The following is a 21502-nucleotide window of genomic DNA, read 5'->3' as shown; positions in this document are numbered from 1 at the left end:
TATCTCAGTGCCCCTTGATCAATCCGACTTTGGCCACTTTGACGGTCCGCGCGCCGCGCACGCCGCCCAGCACGACCCTCCGCGAGGACGTGTTGTCGGCCAGGCTCGTCTCCACCAGGCGGCGGGCCGGATTCGCGGCGACCTCCAGGTGGTAGACGCCGTTCGGGACGCGCGTGATGTCGAAGGACTGGCCGGGCAGCGAACTCCCGTAGGTGTCGCCCGACCCGGCCTCCAGGACCTGGCGCACCGACACCGAGGTGTTCTCACCACACGAACTGGACAGGTCGGTGTTCTCCGGCCGCCAGTTCGCGCCTTCGACCGTCAGGTCCACCTGGTCGGTGTTGGCCAGGCAGAAGGCCTCCTTCTGGCCCCGCACGACGCGCTTCTTGTCCGCGGACAGCAAGCGGTAGGCGGCGAAGTCCTTGAAGTGCCAGTGCTCGTGGCCCGTCTTCGGGTCCCATTCGAACCCGCCCGTCTTCGTGAAGCCCGTCTGGGCGCCGTCCGCGCCGTAGAAGTACTGGTAGGCGTCCATGACGTCCCCGCCCTCGCGGCGGAAGCCGTCGACGACGAGCCGTGACGGGCCCGCGTTCCACACCGTGGCGGCGAACCGCAGGTAGTCGCGCTTCCTGACGACCCGCCCGGCGTCGTCGACGTGCGAGACCGCGACGTCCCAGGCCGGCAGCGCCCGCAGGTTCGGCTTCGGACCGTCCGGGACCGTAGAGCGACCGGACGGGCGGCTGCCGGGCTTCGTCTTCCGGTCCCGGGCGGACAGCGAGACGCGGCCTTCCGAGTGCGCCCTGGCGTCGCGGACGGTCAGCCGGACCGTCCGGGCCCTCCCCGAGATGCCGAACAGCCGCCGGTACTTCCGCGCGACGGCCACTTCGACGCTGTACTTGCCGGGCTTGAGGTCGACGGGACGGTCGGCCGGGGCGACGGCCAGTGCCCACCCGGGCTGGACGCCCCACACCGTGCCGAGCGTGAACGGATGGGTCGGACACGACTCGGGATAGAGGCCGAGCGGCTCGGCGTCCTGCCGGACCCGGTTGGCGACACCTGCCGGACAGAACTTCTGGGCCAGCCGCTTCACCGTCCTGCCGCGCGTGTTCTTCACCTTGACCTCGAGGAAGCCGGGCAGGCCGGAGAAGTCCTTCACCAGCCCGCCGGGCAGCTTCACGTCCCGGCTGCCGACCCTCCGGAAGACCTCGGGGCGGCGCTTGTAGGAAGTGCGCTTCACGCGCAGTTCGAACCGCTCGTCGGCGGCGAGGTACACGCCGAGGTCGAGCACCACCCCGGGAGCATCGGAATGGCCGGGATAACGGTCGATGACCACGCTCTTCGCGGCGGTGATCAGCCGGAGGGAGGGTTCGGCCGCGGAGGCGGGGGCGGCGGGCAGGGAGGTGGCTACGGCCAGGCAGGAGAATCCAGCACAAAGAACACGGAACATGGCTACTCCGAGTGATCAGAACGGGGGATAACCGAGAGTATCCGGTCGATCACTTCATGTGCGGTGAATTCGTAAGAACACCTTGCCCTCGCGGCTGTTCGAGGATTGTTGACGTTGGGTGACGTGTTCATGGCTTAAAGTTGCGGTCATGCTTTTCTTGAGGAGACGGAAGCTGCTGCGGCAGCCCCTCGCCTCGCCGGTCACTGCGCAGGGCCTGCACCGTTCGCTGGCCCTGCCCAGGGGCCGCTCGGTGACCCTGGCCGAAGGGCGCGTGCGCATCGACGGCGGACGGGACGCCCGGGCCCTCGCCGCCCGGCTGGCCTGGGAGCTCCCCGACGAGGTCCGCGTTGAGCTCTACGACGAACGGATCGTCATCGCGGGAGAGCCATCTTCCGAACACGACGCGGTGGTGGAGCGCCTGGCGGAACAACTCGCCCCCTTCGCGGAGTCCCGCGGGTGGGCGGCGCGTCGCGCCCCGACCGTCCTGATGCCGCACGGCCCCGCCTACGTGCGCTCCGACCTGGTGTTCGTCCGCGCGGGCTCGTCCTGGCCCGGGGAGGTCCTGCTCGGCTCGGACCTGGCCCTGGCCGTGGAGGTCGCCGCCGCCCCCGACCCCTCCGACGACAGGGGCCTCAAGCGCGTCTTCTACGCGCTGGCCGGCGTGTCCTGCTACCTGCTGTTCGACCTGGCCCTGGAGCAGGTGACCCTGTTCGACATCCCCTGCGACGGCGACTACCAGCAGGACGTCACCGTCCCCCTGGGCAAGCCCCTCCAGCTGCCCGACGGACCCCTCCTCCAGACCGCCATACCCGACTGATCGGTAAGGCTGCGAAGAGTACCCGGATGGTCGCACAATGCGCTCATGATGCGACTCATCGTCTTCTGTTCCGCTCTGCCGCTGGTGCTGGCCGCCGGCTGCGACGCCGACCCGGCAGAACCCGCCCCCGTCCCGTACACCGCGGTACCCGAGACCCCCAGCCCTTTCCAGCCCCCCACGGCCCCCGTACTCCAGCCGTGATCCAGCTGGTGTGGGAACTGCATCGATCTTGTGGCCTGGACGTGATCAACCGCCGGTTATCGTGCGATCACCGGAGAAGAAGGAGAAAGGGTGGAACGATGACGGAGGAAGCCAACAGAGGGCGCAGAGTGTCCGGAGACCAGCGGGCAGAGCTGTCGAGGATCGCCGCAGAGCAGTACGCGGCGGGCCGCAGCATCCGGGCACTCGCCGCAGAACTCGGCCGTTCGTACGGCTTCGTCCACAAGCTGCTGGGCGAGGCCGGAGTCGAACTCCGCGGCCGGGGCGGCAACAACCGCTCCAAGAAGAGCTGACCCGTCCCGGGCGCGCTCGACCGGCACGGTGAACTGGGGGCGGTTCCCGTGCCACATCCGCAAGAAGACCGTGGGCCGCTCATCCCGAGCGGCCCACGGCCTTTTCCGCGGGGCCCGTCCGGGCCCGCGCCGCCCGTCCCGGCAACGTCCGCCCAAAGAAGCCCCCGGTGTCCGGCACGCTCCGTTGACAACGCCGTCACGGAAAGCGAACCTCGTCGGTATGGATCGTCCCGTACGGCTCGCGCCGGGGCTCCTGGTGCTGCTGGGGCTCGCCTCAGCGGCCGTGGTGCTCACTTTCCTGCGCACGGCGTCGGGATGGGCGGCTCCGGCCGTCCTGGCCCTGATGCTGACCATCGCGGTGCACCCCATCCGGGCACGTCTGGCCCGGATGGGTGCACCCGAATGGGTGCGCTTCCTGGTGCCGCTCCTGACGGTCCTGGTCTTCCTGGCGGCGATGGGCCTGGCCGTGGCCGTCTCCGTCAGCCAGCTGATCTCCCTGCTGCCGCAGTACTCCGCCGAGGTCGTGAACATCGGCGAGAACCTGACGGCCCTCCTGGCCCGCGTCGGCGTGGACACCAGTTACCTGAGCCGCCAGGTCAAGGACCTCAATCCCGCCAACCTCGTCCCGGTCCTGCAGACCTTCCTCAACGGCGTCATGAGCCTCTCCTCCACGGGAGTGCTCCTCGTGACGCTCCTGTTCGCGATGTGCCTGGACGCCACGGCCCTGGGCCACCAGCTGGCCGTCCTGGAATCTGACAAGCCGGACCTGGTCCGGGCTCTGCGCAGCATCGTCCGCGACACCTACAGCTACCTGAAGGTCAGCACCATCTTCGGCTTCCTCATGGCCACCCTGGACGTCATCGCCCTCACCCTCCTGGACGTCCCCCTGCCCCTTCTCTGGGGCCTCCTGGCCTTCATCGCCAACTACATCCCCACCATCGGCTTCCTCCTCGCCCTGATCCCGCCCGCCCTCCTGACCCTCCTCATCGCGGGCCCCGCCAAGGCCCTGGCCGTCGTGGCCGCCTACCTGGTCATCAACTTCGTCACCCAGTCCCTCCTGCTCCCCAAGTTCCTGGGCGGCGCCGTAGGCCTCTCCGTCACCCTGACGATGCTGTCCCTCATCGTCTGGACCTCGGTCCTGGGCCCCCTGGGCGCCATCCTCGCCGTCCCCCTCACCCTCATGGTCCGAGCCCTCCTCCTCGACATAGACCCGGAGAAAGCCTGGGCCGGCCGCCTCCTCACAGGCGCGTCCCCCCGCCCGGAGTGAAGCCCGTTCCCTCCACGCCACGTGGGCTGGAGCGGAGAACCAGCGGGTCAGCCCAGCACGGTGAAGCGAGGCAGACGGCCCTCGGTGCGCAGGCCGGCTTCCTGCAGTGAGATCGAAGTGGAGCCGAGCTTGGCCGAGTCGATCAAGCCGGGTGGGTTGAAGGCGGAGAGCAAATAGTCGCCCGGTTTGACGCTTTCAGGGACTTTGAAGGTGAAGGTTCCTTCGATGGGGAAGATCCAGGCACACTCTGAGGTGCGGTATGTCTGCTCTTGTTCGTCCAGAGTGAGTTTCGCTGGGATTCTCGAGACAGCGGCGACAGCAGAAAGGCCGGGCAACGTCTGCGAGGCCGGATAGAGCCAGACTTCGTTGTCCGCCTTCTTGAACTGGTCGCCTGCGTTCGTTCCAACAAAATAGGACCGGTGATAGGCATCGGCCTTGTTGCTGTTGGGCCCGTGGCATCTGTAGTCGTTCTCGGATAGGTATTCCATGCCCCAGACCGCGCGTGCTTCGTAGCGGACTTGCAAGGTGACCCGGGTTCCGTGCACGGCTTTCGCGGGGGTCGCCGACAAACGATAGCGTGTTCCAGGGCCAGCTTTACTGCCATGCGGGATGCTTTCGTTCCCCGTCACCAGAGCGGCATTGTCGAACCACTGTTCGTAGGAAGTGGTCGAAGTGCCGCCCGTATCAGGGCCGCTCATGATCAACCAGCAGAGGGCGCCGACGGCAACGACACCTGCCCCCGATGCGGCGGCCTTCCCTCCTCCGACCTTCGCCAGCCAGTTACTTTTTCCAATTCCATCATTCAGGACCGTCGTAGCGACGCTTGTTCCTACCTGTGCTGTTCCCGAACCCGAGGTGAGCAGAGCCAGCGGGAACAGAGCGGCGAAGGCTGCTGCTCCGGCGGCCAGCGCAGCCAGCCCTCGCGACTCCCAGTCAGGTCCGTAAGCCTCGCCGGCAACCTGTTCCAGCTTCTCTACGAAAGCCAATGCTCTCGGGGGGCGGTGCGCTGCTTCTTTGGCCATGCCGGCGGTAACCAGTTCGCGCAGCTCTTCTGGGAGCCTCTCCAACGGCACGGATGCTCGGAGATGCTGTGTTGCCATCTCCATCAAGGTTTCTGCTTGAAACGGCCGGTATCCCGTCACGCACTCGTAGAACACACAGGTAGCCGCATATACATCGGTGGCGGTAGTGGAACCCTCGCGTCTCCACTGCTCTGGAGCCATGTACGAGGGAGTCCCGCTCAGTGAACGTTCGCCTGACAGCGCAGCGACTCCGAAGTCGATGAGCTTGCTCTGGCCGTTCTCCTGCACCATCACATTCGCAGGCTTGTAATCTCGGTGCACAATTCCTATTCGGTGGGCTGCGTCAAGTCCCAGCAACGACCCTTTTAGTATGGCCAGCGAGGCTTCAGCCGTCAGCTTTCCGTGCTGCTCGAGGATCTTCTGCAGGGACACCCCGTCGACGGCCTCCATCACGATCGCCGCTTGGCCTCCGTGATGCAGGTACTCCCGTACCTGGGCCACATGCGGGTCACGCACTTTCGACAGGAGCTCCGCCTCTCGGCGGAGAGCATTCACTTGCCGCTCGTCATGCAGCAGTCCTGCCGCAAGTAGCTTGATGGCCACCAATTCCGACGACCCGGTGTGCCGAGCCAACACTACGCGTCCCTGCGCTCCCTGCCCCAGTTCTCGCAGCTCGGTGTACCGGGGAAGCAGTTCGGCTGCGCTCACCCGAATCGCTGCAACTGCTCCGTCAAGATCTCTGTGGCCTTTTCTGCGATCGGATCGCCAGAGTCCTTCGGCTTCACTCGCTGCCAGTAAATCGAGCTGAAGACGATGTTCCCGCGCTGCGCGTAGTCTATGGAATAGTAGAATACGTTGATCCTGCTCAGCGACGGAGGATAAACACTCTTCTCGAATCCTCTAACGTGCCGCCAGCCCAGGACATCCCCTTCGGTCATCTTCCACGTGTCGTCGTGCTGGTAGGCGAACCTGTCGTCGGGAAGTTTCTTCTGGGGAATTTTCTTGCTGGCAGGGCACTTGGCGAGGGCCTCGCGTATCCGGTCCATGGAGGCTGTGGCCTGATCCGCGGTCAAATGGACGGAAACCAGTTGGGCGTAATTGACCCCCTCGAATCGGAATCTGGGTGCGCCGAACTTCTGCGCCCATACCCGGGGTGAGCCCACGAGAGCGATCTTCGAGTCCGAGCAGCCACGTACCTTCCCCTCTTTGAAGGCATCCGGAAGACCTTCTTCGGTCCACTTCTTCCCCAGATCCTTCACATCGAAGAGAGCGCTTTTCGCCTTTTCGGCCGCGTAGGTGGGCTCAGGCGTCGCGGTTGCGGTCGTGGTCTCGCTCGACGCCTTCGCCGATGGCGAAGGCGTCTTTTTCCCGTCGCTGCACCCGGTCAGGGCCGCTGCCAGAAGTATCAACGCCGCCAGCGAAGTCCGATAACCGGAGATGAGCAAGTTCCGCCCCTCGGCTCAGTTGTCGTTTGCTTCTGTCTGAATCTCGTCGACTACCAGTTCGAGCTCTCCGGCGGGCGACAAGTATTCATCTTCGAGAATCACAGGCTCTCCTACGCCTTCATTACCAGGGCACGTGCCCGCGCAGGTCCAGGAGATCTTCCAGACAGGAAAGGCCTCGATCGTGAAGGCCTCCATGCCGTGGTAGGCCGAGGACGTCTTGAAGTAGTAGTCGCACTCATTGCCCTCGCCTTCACCGTTGATCCGGATGGGGGCATCGCAGAACTTCTTGCCCTCGACGAAATTCCAGTCGATGCCCAGGAATTCTGCTGTCGCGGTGATGGTCTGGGGCAAGACTCCCTCTGCAGCCCCCACAGAGGCCGAAACGACGAGGTCTTCGGTCTGATCTTCCGGAATCCAGAAGGACGTCTTCACCCGGACATATGTCTTCGGCTCGGGTGCGACCTCGATGGTGGGGACAGGGAATTCGATCTGGTCGCGAGCCTGGGCGACGGTGTCCTCGGTGTTGGGCACCGCCGGCGCGGGCGGGTCCGGAACCTCGTCTTCGAGTCCTCCGTTGTCCACCTGGCTGGGGCCGTCGCCGGGGCCGTTGTTGTTACCGCCGCCGTCGCCCGGCCCGTTGTCGTTGTTCGGGCCGCCGGGACCTCCCGGGTTACCGGGAGCTTGCCCCTCGGCACCGCAGCCGAGGGTGCCTGCCACCTCGCAAGGACCCGCATGGGCGGGAGCGGAGAAGGCGGCGAAGGACCCGGCGACCAGAGCCAGTGTGAGGAGGGCGGAGCGGGCGGAGGTTGCTCTGAGGGGGGTCAGCATCGCTTTCCCTTTCGCGCTTCGGCGACCTTCCAGGTGGTGCCGTCGTATTGGAAACGGGCTTGGTAGGCGTACGTGCTGCTCTTATTGGTGCCGCTGATGCGTTTTCCGGTCTTGGCGGAGAACTTGTAGGCGCCGAGGGTGCGCACGCAATCTACGACGAGGATCGAGGAGAGATCCTTGGAACGTGAGTGGACCTTGGGGTTCAGGGCGTTGCGGAAGCGCCAGATGACGCCCTTGCGGTCCTTGAAGGTGGCGTTGACGTCCTTGGTGATGATGCTGAGGAGCGGGTCCGTCGCGACTTCGGCCAGAGGCTCGGGATCGCCTGTGGCGTAGGCCTTCTCGTATGCCCGTTGGTAGGCGCGGTACCGGTCCAGGACGTTCTCGTCCGCCTGGATCTTGGACATGGACGGCGGCGGCGCGGGGGGCGCGGTGGAGGCGGGGCCGCTCTGGGGGGCGGTGGGGGCGTCCGAGGGGGCGAAGGAACCGCTCTCGGAGGAGGGCGAGGCGCAGCCGGAGAGCGTGGTGAGCAGCAGGGTTGCAGCGGTGAGGCCGTACCTGGCTTTGTTCATGGCGGTCTGCTCAATCCGGCTTCGCGGGATATTGCACGACCGGAGCCTACAGAGACGTCAGATCCCTTGTAACCCCTGTATCGCAAGAGTTATCGACGTTTCACCGGAAACTCCAGGTGGGGGGACGCGCGGCGGGAAGTTGAAATTTTGGGCATCCCTTCTACGGGTATGCATGACGACCGTGATTGTTTGTCAGGAACGTCCCTCGGCGTCCCTGAAACGTTGTCGGGTGGAGAAGAGTGGTGGAGACTCTCTGCGATCGGGAGGAGAGGACGACATGAACAACGCTGCTCGGCATGTCATAGGGCTCGTGGTCGGGGTGCTGGTGCTGCCGGCCCTGGTGCTGTCGTTGTGCTACGGCATCATGGAGGTGTCCCGGAGCTACCGGGAGATGGCGAGCGCCTCGCCGGCCGGGGTCGTCGCGGTGGTGGCGGCGGGGGCTCTCCTGGGAGTGGTCTGCGGGTCCCGGCTCTCGCCGCTGGCCTCCCTGCTTCCGGGACTGGCGCTGCTCGCCTACGGCGTGGTCTGGATGATCGATCCGTTCGTGATCTCCCGTTACGCGCTGGACGCGATGCCGGAGACCCTGGGTTTCGGTCTCCTGACGATGGAGGGCACGGGCATGTTCCTGGTGCTGGGGGCCGCTCTGCTGGTCGCTTCGGTGCCGCCGTCGCGCTGGCGGGCGATGCCCAAGCCGCCGCCCGTGCCGTATCCGCAGCTGCCGTTCTCGACGCCCGCGCAGGGGCAGGTGCCCGCGCAGGGCCCGCAGCCTCCCGCGGAGGGTCCGCAGGCTCCCCCTCTGCCGTACCAGCCGGGTACGTGAGACGGTGGGGCTGCAAGGACGGACTTACCAGACGGTGGTCACACCCCTGAAGGCGTGGAGGTGAACGATGGTGGGAGCCGAGGAGCGGTTGCGGCTGCGGCACCGGGTCGAAGGGGAGGTCACCGTGGTGAGTCCCGGCGGCGAGGTGGACGTGTTCACCGCGCCGGCGCTGCGCGACTTCCTGCTGGAACTCCTCGAAGGCGGAATGCGCAGGCTCGTAGTGGACCTGTCGGGGGTGTCCTTCCTCGACAGCACGGGCCTGGCGGTGCTGGTGGGGATCTGGCAGAGGCTGCGCTACCACGAGGGTTCCTTCGCGCTGGCCGAGGCGAACACGAGCATCACCCAGGTGCTGCGCACGACCGGGCTGGACCAGGCGCTGAGGCTGCACGGCACGGTCGGTGAGGCCGTCGCCGCCGTGTGACGAGGCGGGGCCCGGCTCCGCGCGCGGAGCCGGGCCGAGGGGTCAGTAGCCGGCGGCCGGGTCGACGAGCCCGGTGAGGGGCCGGCCGGCGGCGAACAGCCGGACGTTCTCCGCAACCCGCTCGCACAGCATCGTCGCCACGTACTCGGACGAGTCGGCGCAGTGCGAGGTGATCAGCACCTGGTCGTGGTCCCAGAGGGGGTGCCCATCGGGGAGCGGCTCGGGGTCCGTCACGTCCAGTCCCGCCGCGGTGAGCTGTCCGGTGTCCAGGGCCTTGAGCAGCGCTTCGGTGTCGACGTGCGGGCCTCGTGCCACGTTCACCAGGACGGCTCCGGGCGGCAGCAGCGCGAATTCCGGCGCCCCCACGATGTGCCGGGTCTCGGGGGTCAGCGCCAGCGCCACGACGAGCACGTCCGTGGACGGCAGGACGGCGTGCAGTTCCGAGATCGGCAGGGTCTCGTCGGCGCCTTCCAGCGGGGTGGTGCTGCGCCGCAGCACCCGCACGTGGCAGCCGAACGGCTGGAGCAGCCGGACGAGTTCCGTCGCGATCCCCCCGCCGCCGAGGACGGTGACGTTCAGGCCGCCGAGGGAGCGCGGGTCGATCGGGTTCCAGTGCGGGGCGCGCGCGTGCCGGACGAGGTCGCGCAGGCAGGCCAGGGCCAGCATGAGGGCGTGTTCGCTGACCTGTTTGGCGTAGGAGCCCTTGGCGCAGGTGAAGGCCTGCGGGTAGGAGAAGACCTGGGTGAAGTGCTCGACCCCGGCCCAGGGGAGTTGCACCCAGCGCAGGTGCGAGTGCGCGTCCAGGACTTCCATGAGCGGCTGGGGGCCGCCGGGGAGGAGCCACACCAGGCCTTCGGCCTCCGCCAGGGGGACGACCTCGCCGCCTCCCCGCTCGACGGCCCGCGCCACCCGCTCCCGCAGGGGTCCGAGGGACACGTCGGTGGGGCGTCCCACCCCTTCGATCGCCGCTTCGGGGGCGATCGCGATTCTGACTGTCATACCCGGCAGTTTGCCACCATCCCGTTAAGGTCATGATTTCGGTCAGTGACGGATGACTCGCCCATAGCCATAGAATCTGCGATCTTCGCGAGTTACTGTGATCTATACGAGCGATTCACCAAATGAGGAGGCGTCAGATGACCGAAGCGGTGAAGAAGGGTGAACGTCTGACCGGCGCTCGGCGTGAGCAGCTGGCGAAGGAACTGGCCGAGGCTTATCAGTCGGGCCGCAGCATCAGGCAGCTCGCGGCCGACACGGGGCGCTCGTACGGTGCGGTGCACCGGCTTCTGGTCGACCACGGAGTCGCGCTGCGCGGCCGAGGCGGAGCCCGCCGAGCCAAGGTGTCCTGAGGCGTTCAGGCCGAATCGACTGAGTTCAGCAGGGCCCGTACGGCTTCCGGAACGGTGTCGTACAGAGGGATCACCTGATCCAGACGGGTGATCTCGAAGGCCTTCCGCACCCGGGGGATGGCGCCGGCCACCGCCACCCCAGGGCCGAGCCCCCGGGTCATCTTCTGCGTGGTGACGATGCTGTTGAGACCCGCCGCCGCGCAGAAGCGCACGTTCCGCAGGTTGACGACCAGGGCGCGGTCGCCGAAGCCGATGGACTCCAGCAGCGCCTCGCGGAACCTGGGCTCGGAGACCACGTCCAGCTCCCCGTGGACGTTGATCAGCACGTAATGCCCATAATCGGCTACTTCCGCCGCATAGTCCATGGAAGCCCCCTTCCCCCGTGACTATTCAGAGTCACTCGCCTACGGGTGGTTGCCAAGAGGGCCGGGCGAAATTTACCGATCCTTACCCCGAGCCATGCACGCTGGTCTGGATCTCCCGGACGAGCACCCGGGTGTGTCCGGACGCCTCCAGGAGGGGCAGCGTCCCGGCGGGGGCGTCGCAGTCGCCCTCGCACTCCCAGGACACCTCGTACTCGACGGTCGCGGTGACGGTGTACGGCTCGGGGGAGGAGCGCGTCCACACGTGCGAGCAGGGGCCCTCCGGGCCGCTGGAGCCCACGCAGACCTCCTGCCCGTCCCCCAGGTCCCAGCGGACCCGCAGCGGACGTCCGGTCAGCACGATCCGCTGCCCCGCCGCCTCGGCCGTGGCCCGGTAGGCCCGCCACAGGTCGGGCTCCAGCCACAGGAAGGTCCGCAGCCCGACGTAACTCGTGGGAGACGGCCGGGTGCGCGGCACCGGAAGCGGCATCTCCAGCCGTGCCTGCGCCATCCGTGCGACCTCCGACGTGCTCACCTTCGGCACCGCGATCAGCGTCGTGATGCAGAACCGCGACTCCTCCGGGCAGCGGACCATCACATAGGGCGCGGCCCGCCGCGGGTAAAGCGACCGCGCCGGACGCCCGCCGGAGAGCGTCTGGAGGCACGTGACGGTGGCGGCGACCTCGCACCGGGGGTCCACCGGCCGGGGTTCGAGCGGCTCGAACAGCAGCGATCCGAGGAGCAGGGAGGTCAGCATTCCCGCACCTCGCTGATCCGGGAGACCTTCCAGTGCCGCCCCAACCAGGAGTCCTCCAGCCTGAGCCGGGTCTCGACCAGGGTCTGCTCGGACACCGGGAGGGGCCGGAGCCGCCGTCCGCTCGCGGCGTCGAAGGTCGCCAGGCCGGAGGAGCTGACGCAGTCCAGCACCAGCGCCGTCCGCTCCCTGATCCACGCGAGCCGCGGGTTGAGCGCCAGATGGGTGCGCCGCACCACCGACCGGCGGCGCTGCTCCTCGATCAGGCCGGTGAGCCGGGAGGCGAAGGGCTCGGCCGCCACCTCCGGTATCCGGGAGGCGGTGCTGGTGCCCAGCGAGTCCTCCAGGACCCGGTGGAACTCCCGGTAGGCGTCCAGGACGGTGTCGGGGGGTGGATCGGAGGCGCGGTGTGGGGGAGGCGCGGGCGGGGCCGTCCCCGAGGGCGTGTAGGCGCTGGAGGCGTGGGTGGAGCAGGCGGCGAGCGGGACGATCAGGACACAGGAGGCCAGGAGGGGGCGCATGGCCGGAGCCTAAGGACGCCCCGGGTTTCGCCAAGGGGATTCGACCAAGTCTTGGGTTTCGGCCGAAGCACCCCTGGAAGAAGAGCCCTGGAAGACCTGTCAGCTCAGCAGGTCGAGCAGCCGCCGGTCCGGTTCGGCCCCGCGTTCCAGCGGGTCGATCAGCTCGTCCAGGTCGATCCGGTCGAAGCCCGGGCCGACCAGCACATGCTGGCGCAGCACGTGCTCGGTCTGGTACCCGCGGCGGCGCAGCGTGTCGCTGACCAGCGGCACCAGGATCCGGCTGACGGGGAACAGCTCGGGCGACTGCCCTCCGCACATCCTCAGGATCTCCGTCGCCCGCCCGCGCCGGACGAGTTCGAGCACGTCCCGGGCGAGCACCACCGGATGGCCGAGCAGTTCGGCGACGACCTCGCGGACCCGGACCGCGCACTGGGTGGCGGCCTCCTCCCACACCGCGGTGTCGACCGCGTCGAAGGTCACCGCGCGCAGCCCCGCGGGCTCGGGACCGATCTGCGCCCGCTTGCCGAACCTGGCGGACGTGGGGCAGGGCGCGGGCGGCAGCGGGGGAGGGGTGACGGGCCCGGGCGCGGCGCTGCCGAGCCGTTCGGCCAGCAGCTTGGCGAAGCCGGCCTCCGCCTCGACGGGCAGGGGCCGCAGCGGCACCGGCCGCACGCCGGGGGCCATGGGCGGGACGCGGGGCGTGCCGAGCAGGGCGGTGACCCGGCCGGCGAGTTCGGGGAGCTCGAACCTCTCGCGCTCCTGGCCGAGCCGCCAGCGCCAGGCCGGCCAGAAGTCCACCGGGTACCAGCCGGAGGCGGCCAGCGGCCCGACGTACTGCAGGACGAACCGCTCGAAGGTCAGGGAGAGGTAGGACGCGTGCACGAGCGCGGCGGCGACCGACTCGGGCGAGACGACCTGCGCGACGAGCGCGTCCGCGGCGTCGTCGGAGCCGGCCCCTCCGGCGGGCACCAGCGGCGAGGCCGCGTGCAGGTGCACCAGTTCGTGGGCGATGACCGCCGCCAGTTCGTCGGCGGGCAGGTCCAGGACGTAGGGGAGCCCCAGCAGCAGCCTGCCGGGCAGGGCGACGACCTCCGGCACCGGGTACAGGTCGATCTCGGCGGGAGCGGGCACACCGAGCCGGGCCGCCGTGTCCGTGGCCAGCAGCCACAGGTCCGGCTGGCTCTCGGCGGTGATCGGCATGGCGGCCGGTGCCGTGTCGAAGCCGGGTGCTGTCTTCATCATCAGATGCCGGAGGCTACCAACCGGTTAAGACGAAATGACCAGGTGATCAGCGTTCGTGGCGAGACTCACGCGAACCGGCGGAGGGCGCGGAGCGTCTGAGGCGGAGTGCCTAGGGTGGAGGCATGTTGCGCCTTATGGAGACCCGGACCGGACAGGTCGTCGGAGTCCGGCCCGGGCCCTTGAGACTCTATGTCCATCAGCCGGATGACCTGCGTGTCTGTCTCACCGCGGACATGATCCGCCGCGTGGGTCTCAGGCTGCGCCGCCGCGTCCTCACCACCGCAGCTCACGCGGCCGATCACGGGTGGTTGAGCATCGCCCGGCTGGACGCCGGAGAACCCCTTCCGGGGGCTCTGAGTGTGGGAAACCTCACCTCCGGGACTTCCGTCGGCGTGGCGGCTTGGACATCGGCCGGTCATGAGGATGCCGAACCGGCGGCGTTCCGGCTCGCCCTGCTGCGGCACCGCTACCGGGAGGAGGCGAGCATCGGGCCGGAAGCGGTCAGCGGCGCCGCGGCCGACCTGGCGCGCTGGCGCGACCGGATGGCGGACTGGGCCACCGGCCCCTCCCGTCCGATCCACGCCGCCTACGCCGAGGAGACGCTGGAGGCGCTCTGCGACGACCTGGACGTCCCGCGCGCCCTGGCCGTCCTGGACAGGCTGGTCGACGACGAGGACGTCGAGCCGGGCTCGCGCCTGGAGACCGTCCTGCAGCTCGACCAGATCCTGGCGCTGGAGCTGCCCGCGGCGATCGGCACGCGTTAGAAAGGGGCTCAGAAGGGGCCGAGAGGGAAGGCCTCGAAGCCGGGCGGCGGGGTGCTGTCGGCCTTGCGGACGGCGGCGAACCGCAGCCGGACGTAGTCGGCGACCCAGCCGGACTCCCGCCGCAGCGCCGGGGCGGCCAGCTCGTTCACCCGCTCCAGCAGCGGCTGGACGAGCGGCGGCGGCACGTCCCGCAGCGGCTCGGCGGCGAACACCCGCACCCAGTCCGCGGCGCCGTCGGGACCCTCCGTCATCCGGGTGGGGCGGTCGAAGTACTCCAGCAGGCGGACGGTGAAGCCCGCCTCCTCCAGCCGGGTGGCGTAACCGGCCGGGGTGGGGAAGAACCACGGCAGTTCCGGCTCGGTCAGCCCGAACTCCCGCCAGGCCGTCTGCATCGCGGCGATCAGCTCGGCGCAGTTGCCGGCCCCGCCCATCTCGGCGACGAACCGCCCGCCGGGCCGCAGCGCCGAGTACACGTGCGCGATCACCGCGTCGGGGTCGCGGGTCATCCAGTGCAGCGCCGACATGGAGATCACCGCGTCGTAGGCGTCGGAGACGGTGAAGTCGTGGGCGTCGCCGACGGCGAAGGACAGCTCGGGGAACTGGGAGGTGGCCTGGGCGATGAGGTGCGGGCTGCCGTCGATGCCCAGCGGGCGCGCGCCGCGCGCGTGCAGTTCGGCGGTGAGCAGGCCCGCGCCGCAGCCGAGGTCGATGACCTTCTCGCCGGGCTGGGGGTCCAGCAGGTCGATCAGCGGCTCACCCTGCGCGGAGACGTATCCGAAGGCGGAGTCGTACGTCGCCACGGACCAGTTCATAGAAGTGAAGATAGCTGACGAAAGTCCACGTGGGGAGCGGGATCCGAGTGCCGGAACCGGCGGTCCCGGGGGCTCTCGGAATGCGAGGGCGACGATCTTTTAGACTCGCCCCGACGTCGAGCCGGAAGAGAGTGGACCATGGAGTACCAGGAGATCGGCTACCAGGTCGAGGACGGCATCGCCACGATCACGCTGAACCGGCCCGAGCAGCTGAACGCCTACACCAACCGGATGCGGCTGGAGACGCTCGACGCGTTCGACCGGATCGACGCCGACGACGCGGTGCGGGTCGTGGTCGTCACCGGCGCGGGCCGGGCGTTCTGCGCGGGAGCGGACCTCTCGGCCGGCGCGGGGACCTTCGACTACGACAAGGCCCCGGAGATGTTCGGCGGGGACGACCTGCTCGCGGACGGCACGCCCCGCGACGGCGGCGGCACCGTCGTGCTGCGCACCGCCCGCTGCCTCAAGCCCGTCATCGGCGCGATCAACGGCGCGGCCGTCGGCGTCGGCGCGACCATGACCCTGCCGATGGACGTGCGGATCGCCTCGGAGAAGGCCAGGTTCGGGTTCGTCTTCGCCCGCCGCGGCATCGTCACCGAGGCGGCCTCCTCCTGGTACCTGCCGCGCGTCGTGGGGATCTCCCAGGCGATGGAGTGGGCGATGACCGGCCGTGTCTTCCCCGCGTCCGAGGCGCTCGAGGGCCGGCTGGTCTCCAAGGTGGTGCCGCACGAGGAACTGCTGCCCGCCGCCTACGCGCTGGCGCGCGAGGTCGCCGACAACACCTCGGCGGTCGCGGTCGCGGCGATCCGGCGCCTCATGTACGCGGGCCTGTCGGCCGAGACGCCGTGGCAGGCGCACGCCAACGACTCCCGGCTGATGACCGTGCTGGGCGCCGCGCCCGACGTGGCCGAGGGTATCGAGTCGTTCCTGGCCAAGCGCCCGCCGGTCTTCCCGATGTCGGTCTCGAAGGACCTGCCGGACGTCGTGCCGGACTTCCCCCGGCGCCTGGAGGACTGAGGGAGCTCAGGAGCTCCGGCGGCGGGGCGGGGCGGGCGGGACGACCTTGCCCGCCACGACGATCCCCTCGGGGATCTCGACGATCTCGCCGTCGCGCCGCCGCACGGTCAGGATCCCGTCGGCCCAGGATTCGAGAACGCCGACCACATCGGAGTACTCTCCCGTCTGCAGCCGTCGGCGCAGCGAGACCCGCCTGCCCATATCGGCTGGTGAGACCGTGACGACCAGACGCGCGGCGAATTGGGATGGCAAGTGGGCACCCCCACGTCGATATGAAGACCCGGCGACCGCAATACTATTGCTCACAAGCTTACGGTGAGCCGTGGCTGACGGCGGGGCCGGGAAGTTCTGAGAGGAGTACGGCGTGACCTACGTCATCGCGCAGCCTTGCGTGGACGTTCTCGACAAGGCGTGCATCGAGGAGTGCCCTGTCGACTGCATCTACGAGGGGCAGCGTCAGCTCTACATCCACCCGGACGAGTGCGTCGACTGTGGTGCGTGCGAGCCCGTGTGCCCTGTGGAGGCGATCTACTACGAGGATGACCTTCCGGACCAGTGGAAGGACTTCTACAAGGTCAACGTCGAGTTCTTTGAGGAGCTGGGTTCGCCCGGCGGCGCCTCCAAGGTCGGCAAGATCGAGCGGGACCACCCGATCACTGCTGCGCTCCCCCCGCAGGGCGAGTAACAGTCGTATCCCCTTCTCGGCCGTGACCTTCCTCGGGTCACGGCCGAGAGGCATGTCAGGAGGAGGAAGACCGATGGAACTGCCCGACTTCCCGTGGGACCGCCTGGAGCCGTACAAGAAGACGGCCTCGGCCCACCCCGGGGGACTCGTGGACCTGTCCGTCGGCACTCCCGTCGACCCGACCCCCGAGGTGGCGCGCAAGGCGCTGGCCGAGGCGTCCGACGCGCCGGGCTACCCGCAGACGTGGGGGACGCCCGCGCTGCGCGAGTCCGTCGCGCGCTGGCTGGAGCGCCGCCTGGGCGTCCTGGCGGATCCGGCCGCGGTCCTGCCCGCGATCGGCACCAAGGAACTCGTCGCCTGGCTGCCCCTGCTCCTGGGCGCGGGCCCCGGCGACACCGTCGTCTTCCCCGAACTCGCCTACCCGACCTACGACGTGGGCGCCCGCCTCGCGAGGGCGACCGGCGTGGCGACCGACGGCCTGCTCAAGCTCGGCCCGGCCCGGCCGAAGCTGGTCTGGCTCAACTCCCCGTCGAACCCGACCGGCAAGGTCCTGCCGCCCGAACACCTGCGCAAGGTCGTCTCCTGGGCGCGGGAGCGCGGCGTGACGGTCGTCAGCGACGAGTGCTACATCGAGCTGTACTGGGAGGGCCCCGAGCCCGTCTCGATCCTGCACCCCGACATCTGCGGCGGCTCCCACGAGGGCCTGTTGGCGATCCACTCGCTGTCCAAGCGCTCCAACCTCGCCGGCTACCGCGCCGGTTTCGTGACGGGCGACCCGGCGCTGGTGAAGAACCTGCTGGAGCTGCGCAAGCACGCCGGCATGATCATGCCCGCCCCCGTGCAGGCCGCGATGGCAGCCGTCTACGACGACGACGCCCACGCCGCCGAGCAGGTCGAGTGCTACCGGGCCCGCCGCGCCGTCCTGAAGGCCGCCCTGGAGTCGCACGGCTTCCGCGTGGACCACTCCGAGGCCTCCCTCTACCTGTGGTCCACCCGCGACGAGCCCTGCTGGGACACGGTCTCCCACCTGGCGTCCCTCGGCATCCTCGTGGCCCCCGGCGAGTTCTACGGCCCCGCCGGCTCCCGCCACGTCCGCGTCGCGATCACCGCCACCGACGAACGCGTCGCCGAAGCGGTCTCCCGCCTGACCTGAAAGATCGATAACATCCGGTTGTTCTCCCCCCGGAACAGCGGATGGTTCGAGTGCTCAGTGCGCTGGACGTGCCCTACCGCGACACGAGCGCCGGCGCGCTCGCCTTCGCGCTGGATGAGCCGCGCCTCGAGGCGCTGGCGGTCCGCGATCTCGCCGTCGCCGGACTGGACGTGCAGCTGCGGCTGCTCGGAGCGTCCCATCAGGTGGTCGCCGGGCCCGTCACCGAGACGGTCGCGTGCCTGCCGGGACGGGCGGGCGAGCTGCCGTGCGCGGTGGAGCGCCTCCTGGACGGATGGGCGTACGCGTTCACGGCGCGCACGCGCCGCCCCGCCGACTTCTCCGCCGAACTCGCCCGCGTCGAACGGCTCCTCGACCGTCCGGACGCGCTGAGCGGAGTGTTCCCCGGGGCGCCCGGCGCGCTGACCGGGATCGTGCTGGACCCCCTTCCCCGCGGCGCGGCCTGGCGGACCTGGCACACCTATCCGGAGACGGGGGAGCTCGTGGAGACGACCACCCGGATGGTGAGGCCATGAAGAAGGCCGTGATCGGCGGGGGCATCCTCACGCTGATCGGCGCGATCGTCCTGCTGGTGACCCTGACGGGCGGCGCGAAGTCGCCCAGGGACTGGATCGCCGGGCGGTTCCCCGCGAGCGGGGGCGGCTACCAGTCGGGGCAGCCGCCGCTCCGGACCGCCGACCAGATCATCCGGCGGTCCCAGCCGCTCGACCGGGCCTACGACCCGGCCGGGGTTTTCCTGCGCTATCCGGGGGCGGTCGTCGCGGTCCTTCCGGCGGCGGGGGGCAGCCTGATCTACGTGGACACGCCCGAGCGCGGCTACGCGCGCTGGCACAGGTACGTGAACGGGCGCTGGGGCGGGCCGGACGGGCGGGCCTCCCTGTTCCGCGGCGGCGGACCGGGGGACGGCAAATGAGCACGGCGAAACCGGGCGGGGAGCCCGGAGGCGGGCCCGGCGGAAAGAACCGGAAGAAGAAGGACGGCGGCGGCTGGATCGGCTGCCTGATCGTCGTCGCCGTCTTCGCCCTGCCCATCGCCCTGCCGATCGGCTGGGGGATGTGGGACGAGGGCGTCTTCGACCCCGACCTGTCGGACGACGTCACCGCCGTCGCGCTGGGCCCGGCCGAGACGGCGCGGCTGGCGGAGCGGCTGGCGGAGGCGTCGCGGCGGGACGGGATCTGCTACGGCTGGGAGGTCGAGTCCGGCACCGCCGCGCCGCTCCAGATCGGCTCCAACCTCGGCGTCGGCGCCGATCCCCGGCTGGACCCGGCGCGGTGCCCGAACTGGATCGTGCTGAGGGCCGACTACTCCTACATCTTCAAAGAGTGGAGCTCGGTCGGCCACTCCATCGAGGACAGCTACCCCAGGGCGGAGCTCGCGCCCGCGGATCTGGCCGCCTACAGCGTGGTCGAGCCCTCGGAGATGGGCGACCGGGCCGTCGCCGAGCTGGCCGACGCGATCGGCTCGCTGCCGCTGCTCGCCGCGGAGGCGGGCCTGGCGCAGGCGTCCCCCGCCCAGGGGCGGGAACCCGATCCCACCGCCTCCACCAACGACGAGTTGTCCTCGCCCCGCGGGGCCGGCTGGTGGTTCATGACCGGCCTCGGCGTCCTGCTGATCGCCCTCGGCCTCCTGTGGATCATCAGGGGCGCCGTCAAGGAACGGAAGTGGAGGAGGGACCCGTGATGTACGACGGCCTGCTCGAAGAGGTCCTGGCGACCGCGGCCTACGGGGTGCTCGGCGTCGGGCTGCTGGCCCTGGGCTTCCTCGTCGTGGACCTGCTGACGCCGGGGCGGCTCGGCCACGTGATCTGGACCGAGGACGGGCGGGGCGGCGCGGTCGTGCTGGCCGCCAAGCTGCTGGGCGTCGGGGCCATCGTCACGACCGCCATCGCCACCAGCTCGGACGACCTGGCCGAGGGGCTGCTGGGGACGGCGGTGTTCGCGCTGATCGGCCTGGCGCTGAGCGTCGTCGCCTTCTTCATCCTGGACTGGATCACGCCCGGGAGGCTGGGCGAGGTCCTGCTGTCGGGCGGCTCCAGCCCGCACGCCTCCTGCTGGGTCGTGGCCGCCACGGACCTGGCCACCGCGGCCATCGTGTCCGCCGCCGTCTCCTGATGCGGCTCGCACTTCCCCCGCGTGCCGCGCGGGTGATGGTGCTGGCCGCCGTCTTCGTGTGCGCGGCCTGCGGGCTGGTCTACGAGCTGGCGCTGGTGGCCCTCGGCGGCTACCTCGTCGGGAACTCGGTCACCCAGGCGTCGATCGTCCTGTCGGTGATGGTCTGCGCGATGGGCGTGGGGTCGCTGGCGGCCAAACCGCTGCAGTCCCGGGCTCTGGTGGCGTTCGCGCTGATCGAGGCGGTGCTGGCGCTGCTCGGCGGACTGTCGGTGCTGCTGCTGTACGCGGCGTTCGCCTGGCTCGACCTGTACGTTCCGGCGCTGGTGTGCGCGGCGTTCGTGCTGGGCGCGCTGATCGGGGCGGAGATCCCGCTGCTGATGACGCTGCTCCAGCGGATCCGCAGGCAGGAGGCGGGGAGCGCCGTCGCGGACCTGTTCGCGGCCGACTACATCGGGGCTCTCGTCGGCGGCCTGGCGTTCCCCTTCCTGCTGCTGCCGGTGTTCGGGCAGATCAAAGGGGCCCTGGTCGTCGGGACGGTGAACGCGGTCGCGGGCATCGCGGTCGTGTTGTGGGTGTTCCGAGCCGACATGCGCCGGATGACGAAGATCGCCCTGTGGGGTGTGATGACGGGCGTGCTCGTCGTCCTGGCGGGCGTATACGGGCTGGCCGGCCGCTTCGAGGCGACGGCGAGGCAGGCGCTCTACAAGGACCCGATCGCGTTCTCCACCCGCACTGCCTACCAGGAGATCGTGCTGACGCAGAAGGTGTCGCTGTCGGGACGCGAGGACATGCGGCTCTTCCTGAACGGAGACCTCCAGTTCTCCTCGGTGGACGAGTACCGCTACCACGAGTCGCTGGTGCACCCGGCGCTGGCGGGGCAGCGGGCCCGCGTGCTGATCCTCGGCGGCGGGGACGGGCTGGCGCTGCGGGAGGTCCTGAAGTACCCGGACGTCCGCGAGGTCACGCTGGTCGAACTCGATCCGGCGATGGTCGCGATCGCGCGGACCTATCCGCCGCTGGCCTCCCTGAACGCCCGCGCCTTCGACGATCCGAGGGTGGAGGTCGTCAACCGGGACGCCTTCGTCTGGGCCAGGGGGGAGCGGTCCCCCTACGACGCGGTGATCGTCGACTTCCCCGACCCGGACGAGGTCGCGACCGCCAAGCTGTACTCCGTCGAGTTCTACGGGCTCGCCGGGCGGCTCCTCGCGCCGGGCGGGCGCATGGTCGTCCAGGCGGGGTCGCCGTTCTTCGCGCCCCGCTCGTTCTGGTGCGTCGAGAAGAGCATCCGCGCGGCGGGGCTGAAGACGGCGCCGTACCACGTGGACGTGCCGAGCTTCGGCGACTGGGGGTTCGTGCTGGCCTCCCCCGGCGGGCCCGCGCCGGCCATGCCGTCCGGCGCCCCCGCGACCCGCTTCCTGGACGAGAGCGTGCTCCGGGCGTCGACGGTGTTCGCCCGGGATCTGCGCCGGCCGGACGTCGAGGAGAACACGCTGGTCAAGCCGGTGATCGTCGGGTACGAGGACGCCGAGTGGAGTGAGTTCTGAGTTTCGCCTCCCTGAAGCGACTGGT

The 21502-nt window shown here is 69.4% G+C and carries 28 protein-coding genes; 16 read left to right on the top strand and 12 right to left on the bottom strand.

The window, feature by feature from the left end:
* Nucleotides 1–4: 4 nt before the first annotated feature.
* Entirely contained in the window at nucleotides 5–1444 is a 1440-nt protein-coding gene (locus tag ABD327_RS09035; protein WP_344449779.1) for a lysyl oxidase family protein, read from the bottom strand.
* Nucleotides 1445–1592: 148 nt separating this feature from the next.
* Here ABD327_RS09035 and ABD327_RS09030 point away from each other — a divergent pair, with 148 nt between their 5' ends.
* The 4 genes from ABD327_RS09030 to ABD327_RS09015 all read left to right on the top strand — a co-directional run bounded on the left by ABD327_RS09030 (nucleotide 1593) and on the right by ABD327_RS09015 (nucleotide 4040).
* On the top strand, nucleotides 1593–2261 hold the full coding sequence (locus ABD327_RS09030) for a Uma2 family endonuclease (protein ID WP_344449778.1): 669 nt from the start codon (nucleotides 1593–1595) through the stop codon (nucleotides 2259–2261).
* A gap of 45 nt (nucleotides 2262–2306) precedes the next feature.
* Entirely contained in the window at nucleotides 2307–2462 is a 156-nt protein-coding gene (locus ABD327_RS09025) for a hypothetical protein (protein ID WP_344449777.1), read from the top strand.
* 98 nt (nucleotides 2463–2560) lie between these two features.
* Nucleotides 2561–2773, top strand: a complete 213-nt coding sequence (locus ABD327_RS09020) for a helix-turn-helix domain-containing protein (RefSeq protein ID WP_344449776.1) — start codon at nucleotides 2561–2563, stop codon at nucleotides 2771–2773.
* A 220-nt stretch (nucleotides 2774–2993) separates the two neighbouring features.
* A complete protein-coding gene (locus ABD327_RS09015) occupies nucleotides 2994–4040 on the top strand; it encodes an AI-2E family transporter (RefSeq protein WP_344449775.1) in 1047 nt (348 codons plus the stop codon).
* 47 nt (nucleotides 4041–4087) lie between these two features.
* Here ABD327_RS09015 and ABD327_RS09010 read toward each other — a convergent pair whose 3' ends face one another.
* Genes ABD327_RS09010 through ABD327_RS08995 form a run of 4 tightly spaced genes read right to left on the bottom strand, consistent with a single transcriptional unit; the run spans nucleotide 4088 to nucleotide 7904 of the window.
* Entirely contained in the window at nucleotides 4088–5770 is a 1683-nt protein-coding gene (locus ABD327_RS09010; RefSeq protein ID WP_344449774.1) for a serine/threonine-protein kinase, read from the bottom strand.
* On the bottom strand, nucleotides 5767–6507 hold the full coding sequence (locus tag ABD327_RS09005; protein ID WP_344449773.1) for a hypothetical protein: 741 nt from the start codon (nucleotides 6505–6507) through the stop codon (nucleotides 5767–5769). Before ABD327_RS09005 ends, ABD327_RS09010 begins: the two co-directional genes overlap by 4 nt.
* A gap of 15 nt (nucleotides 6508–6522) precedes the next feature.
* Complete coding sequence (locus ABD327_RS09000; RefSeq protein WP_344449772.1) at nucleotides 6523–7335, bottom strand: hypothetical protein; 813 nt, start codon at nucleotides 7333–7335, stop codon at nucleotides 6523–6525.
* The gene (locus ABD327_RS08995) at nucleotides 7329–7904 is read right to left on the bottom strand and encodes a hypothetical protein (protein WP_344449771.1); all 576 of its coding nucleotides are present in this window, start codon (nucleotides 7902–7904) and stop codon (nucleotides 7329–7331) included. The genes ABD327_RS09000 and ABD327_RS08995 overlap by 7 nt, the downstream gene beginning before the upstream one ends.
* A gap of 277 nt (nucleotides 7905–8181) precedes the next feature.
* Here ABD327_RS08995 and ABD327_RS08990 point away from each other — a divergent pair, with 277 nt between their 5' ends.
* Together ABD327_RS08990 and ABD327_RS08985 are read left to right on the top strand one after the other, a co-directional pair.
* Entirely contained in the window at nucleotides 8182–8724 is a 543-nt protein-coding gene (locus ABD327_RS08990; RefSeq protein ID WP_344449770.1) for a hypothetical protein, read from the top strand.
* 67 nt (nucleotides 8725–8791) lie between these two features.
* Complete coding sequence (locus ABD327_RS08985; protein WP_344449769.1) at nucleotides 8792–9145, top strand: STAS domain-containing protein; 354 nt, start codon at nucleotides 8792–8794, stop codon at nucleotides 9143–9145.
* Nucleotides 9146–9187: 42 nt separating this feature from the next.
* Here ABD327_RS08985 and ABD327_RS08980 read toward each other — a convergent pair whose 3' ends face one another.
* A complete protein-coding gene (locus ABD327_RS08980; protein ID WP_344449768.1) occupies nucleotides 9188–10144 on the bottom strand; it encodes a D-isomer specific 2-hydroxyacid dehydrogenase family protein in 957 nt (318 codons plus the stop codon).
* Nucleotides 10145–10281: 137 nt separating this feature from the next.
* Here ABD327_RS08980 and ABD327_RS08975 point away from each other — a divergent pair, with 137 nt between their 5' ends.
* On the top strand, nucleotides 10282–10494 hold the full coding sequence (locus ABD327_RS08975; RefSeq protein WP_344449767.1) for a helix-turn-helix domain-containing protein: 213 nt from the start codon (nucleotides 10282–10284) through the stop codon (nucleotides 10492–10494).
* 5 nt (nucleotides 10495–10499) lie between these two features.
* On the opposite strand, the gene ABD327_RS08970 is transcribed toward ABD327_RS08975, so the two are convergent.
* The 4 genes from ABD327_RS08970 to ABD327_RS08955 form a co-directional block, all read right to left on the bottom strand.
* Complete coding sequence (locus ABD327_RS08970) at nucleotides 10500–10859, bottom strand: STAS domain-containing protein (protein ID WP_344449766.1); 360 nt, start codon at nucleotides 10857–10859, stop codon at nucleotides 10500–10502.
* Between the two features lie 82 nt (nucleotides 10860–10941).
* A complete protein-coding gene (locus ABD327_RS08965) occupies nucleotides 10942–11613 on the bottom strand; it encodes a hypothetical protein (protein WP_344449765.1) in 672 nt (223 codons plus the stop codon).
* The gene (locus ABD327_RS08960; protein ID WP_344449764.1) at nucleotides 11607–12131 is read right to left on the bottom strand and encodes a hypothetical protein; all 525 of its coding nucleotides are present in this window, start codon (nucleotides 12129–12131) and stop codon (nucleotides 11607–11609) included. Before ABD327_RS08960 ends, ABD327_RS08965 begins: the two co-directional genes overlap by 7 nt.
* Before the next feature lie 99 nt (nucleotides 12132–12230).
* Nucleotides 12231–13373 (bottom strand): M48 family metalloprotease, encoded by a 1143-nt coding sequence (locus ABD327_RS08955; protein WP_344449763.1) that lies wholly within the window; start codon nucleotides 13371–13373, stop codon nucleotides 12231–12233.
* A 245-nt stretch (nucleotides 13374–13618) separates the two neighbouring features.
* Here ABD327_RS08955 and ABD327_RS08950 point away from each other — a divergent pair, with 245 nt between their 5' ends.
* Entirely contained in the window at nucleotides 13619–14137 is a 519-nt protein-coding gene (locus tag ABD327_RS08950; RefSeq protein WP_344449762.1) for a hypothetical protein, read from the top strand.
* 8 nt (nucleotides 14138–14145) lie between these two features.
* Here ABD327_RS08950 and ABD327_RS08945 read toward each other — a convergent pair whose 3' ends face one another.
* Nucleotides 14146–14949, bottom strand: coding sequence for a class I SAM-dependent methyltransferase (locus ABD327_RS08945; protein ID WP_344449761.1), 804 nt, complete (start codon nucleotides 14947–14949; stop codon nucleotides 14146–14148).
* A 138-nt stretch (nucleotides 14950–15087) separates the two neighbouring features.
* Here ABD327_RS08945 and ABD327_RS08940 point away from each other — a divergent pair, with 138 nt between their 5' ends.
* The gene (locus ABD327_RS08940; RefSeq protein ID WP_344449760.1) at nucleotides 15088–15966 is read left to right on the top strand and encodes an enoyl-CoA hydratase-related protein; all 879 of its coding nucleotides are present in this window, start codon (nucleotides 15088–15090) and stop codon (nucleotides 15964–15966) included.
* Nucleotides 15967–15972: 6 nt separating this feature from the next.
* Here the strand turns inward: ABD327_RS08940 and ABD327_RS08935 are convergent, their stop codons facing one another.
* The gene (locus ABD327_RS08935) at nucleotides 15973–16218 is read right to left on the bottom strand and encodes a putative acetyltransferase (RefSeq protein ID WP_344449759.1); all 246 of its coding nucleotides are present in this window, start codon (nucleotides 16216–16218) and stop codon (nucleotides 15973–15975) included.
* Nucleotides 16219–16330: 112 nt separating this feature from the next.
* Between ABD327_RS08935 and fdxA the strand changes: the two genes are divergently transcribed.
* From fdxA to ABD327_RS08900, 7 genes are all read left to right on the top strand, one after another.
* Complete coding sequence (gene fdxA / locus ABD327_RS08930) at nucleotides 16331–16651, top strand: ferredoxin (RefSeq protein ID WP_344449758.1); 321 nt, start codon at nucleotides 16331–16333, stop codon at nucleotides 16649–16651.
* Nucleotides 16652–16724: 73 nt separating this feature from the next.
* On the top strand, nucleotides 16725–17804 hold the full coding sequence (gene dapC, locus ABD327_RS08925; protein WP_344449757.1) for a succinyldiaminopimelate transaminase: 1080 nt from the start codon (nucleotides 16725–16727) through the stop codon (nucleotides 17802–17804).
* Between the two features lie 41 nt (nucleotides 17805–17845).
* Nucleotides 17846–18337 (top strand): DUF2617 family protein, encoded by a 492-nt coding sequence (locus ABD327_RS08920; protein WP_344449756.1) that lies wholly within the window; start codon nucleotides 17846–17848, stop codon nucleotides 18335–18337.
* Nucleotides 18334–18735 carry a DUF4247 domain-containing protein gene (locus tag ABD327_RS08915; protein ID WP_344449755.1) on the top strand — a complete coding sequence of 134 codons (402 nt, stop codon included), beginning with the start codon at nucleotides 18334–18336 and terminating at the stop codon, nucleotides 18733–18735. The genes ABD327_RS08920 and ABD327_RS08915 overlap by 4 nt, the downstream gene beginning before the upstream one ends.
* Nucleotides 18732–19502, top strand: a complete 771-nt coding sequence (locus ABD327_RS08910) for a hypothetical protein (RefSeq protein WP_344449754.1) — start codon at nucleotides 18732–18734, stop codon at nucleotides 19500–19502. The genes ABD327_RS08915 and ABD327_RS08910 overlap by 4 nt, the downstream gene beginning before the upstream one ends.
* Nucleotides 19484–19933, top strand: a complete 450-nt coding sequence (locus ABD327_RS08905) for a DUF350 domain-containing protein (protein ID WP_344449753.1) — start codon at nucleotides 19484–19486, stop codon at nucleotides 19931–19933. The genes ABD327_RS08910 and ABD327_RS08905 overlap by 19 nt, the downstream gene beginning before the upstream one ends.
* Nucleotides 19933–21477 (top strand): polyamine aminopropyltransferase, encoded by a 1545-nt coding sequence (locus ABD327_RS08900; RefSeq protein ID WP_344449752.1) that lies wholly within the window; start codon nucleotides 19933–19935, stop codon nucleotides 21475–21477. Before ABD327_RS08905 ends, ABD327_RS08900 begins: the two co-directional genes overlap by 1 nt.
* Nucleotides 21478–21502 lie beyond the last annotated feature (25 nt).

The sequence above is a fragment of the Actinocorallia aurantiaca genome, assembly GCF_039533685.1.
GTDB classification, from domain to species: domain Bacteria; phylum Actinomycetota; class Actinomycetes; order Streptosporangiales; family Streptosporangiaceae; genus Actinocorallia; species Actinocorallia aurantiaca.
This window is presented reverse-complemented; position numbering and strand designations above follow the sequence as displayed.

Bases quoted from the DNA above. Each gene is read 5' to 3' on its own strand.
- ABD327_RS09035 (WP_344449779.1), bottom strand. From the start codon at position 1,444: ATGTTCCGTGTTCTTTGTGCTGGATTCTCCTGCCTGGCCGTAGCCACC.
- ABD327_RS09030 (WP_344449778.1), top strand. From the start codon at position 1,593: ATGCTTTTCTTGAGGAGACGGAAGCTGCTGCGGCAGCCCCTCGCCTCG.
- ABD327_RS09025 (WP_344449777.1), top strand. From the start codon at position 2,307: ATGATGCGACTCATCGTCTTCTGTTCCGCTCTGCCGCTGGTGCTGGCC.
- ABD327_RS09020 (WP_344449776.1), top strand. From the start codon at position 2,561: ATGACGGAGGAAGCCAACAGAGGGCGCAGAGTGTCCGGAGACCAGCGG.
- ABD327_RS09015 (WP_344449775.1), top strand. From the start codon at position 2,994: ATGGATCGTCCCGTACGGCTCGCGCCGGGGCTCCTGGTGCTGCTGGGG.
- ABD327_RS09000 (WP_344449772.1), bottom strand. From the start codon at position 7,335: ATGCTGACCCCCCTCAGAGCAACCTCCGCCCGCTCCGCCCTCCTCACA.
- ABD327_RS08995 (WP_344449771.1), bottom strand. From the start codon at position 7,904: ATGAACAAAGCCAGGTACGGCCTCACCGCTGCAACCCTGCTGCTCACC.
- ABD327_RS08990 (WP_344449770.1), top strand. From the start codon at position 8,182: ATGAACAACGCTGCTCGGCATGTCATAGGGCTCGTGGTCGGGGTGCTG.
- ABD327_RS08985 (WP_344449769.1), top strand. From the start codon at position 8,792: ATGGTGGGAGCCGAGGAGCGGTTGCGGCTGCGGCACCGGGTCGAAGGG.
- ABD327_RS08980 (WP_344449768.1), bottom strand. From the start codon at position 10,144: ATGACAGTCAGAATCGCGATCGCCCCCGAAGCGGCGATCGAAGGGGTG.
- ABD327_RS08975 (WP_344449767.1), top strand. From the start codon at position 10,282: ATGACCGAAGCGGTGAAGAAGGGTGAACGTCTGACCGGCGCTCGGCGT.
- ABD327_RS08970 (WP_344449766.1), bottom strand. From the start codon at position 10,859: ATGGACTATGCGGCGGAAGTAGCCGATTATGGGCATTACGTGCTGATC.
- ABD327_RS08965 (WP_344449765.1), bottom strand. From the start codon at position 11,613: ATGCTGACCTCCCTGCTCCTCGGATCGCTGCTGTTCGAGCCGCTCGAA.
- ABD327_RS08960 (WP_344449764.1), bottom strand. From the start codon at position 12,131: ATGCGCCCCCTCCTGGCCTCCTGTGTCCTGATCGTCCCGCTCGCCGCC.
- ABD327_RS08955 (WP_344449763.1), bottom strand. From the start codon at position 13,373: ATGATGAAGACAGCACCCGGCTTCGACACGGCACCGGCCGCCATGCCG.
- ABD327_RS08945 (WP_344449761.1), bottom strand. From the start codon at position 14,949: ATGAACTGGTCCGTGGCGACGTACGACTCCGCCTTCGGATACGTCTCC.
- ABD327_RS08940 (WP_344449760.1), top strand. From the start codon at position 15,088: ATGGAGTACCAGGAGATCGGCTACCAGGTCGAGGACGGCATCGCCACG.
- dapC (WP_344449757.1), top strand. From the start codon at position 16,725: ATGGAACTGCCCGACTTCCCGTGGGACCGCCTGGAGCCGTACAAGAAG.
- ABD327_RS08920 (WP_344449756.1), top strand. From the start codon at position 17,846: ATGGTTCGAGTGCTCAGTGCGCTGGACGTGCCCTACCGCGACACGAGC.
- ABD327_RS08915 (WP_344449755.1), top strand. From the start codon at position 18,334: ATGAAGAAGGCCGTGATCGGCGGGGGCATCCTCACGCTGATCGGCGCG.
- ABD327_RS08910 (WP_344449754.1), top strand. From the start codon at position 18,732: ATGAGCACGGCGAAACCGGGCGGGGAGCCCGGAGGCGGGCCCGGCGGA.
- ABD327_RS08900 (WP_344449752.1), top strand. From the start codon at position 19,933: ATGCGGCTCGCACTTCCCCCGCGTGCCGCGCGGGTGATGGTGCTGGCC.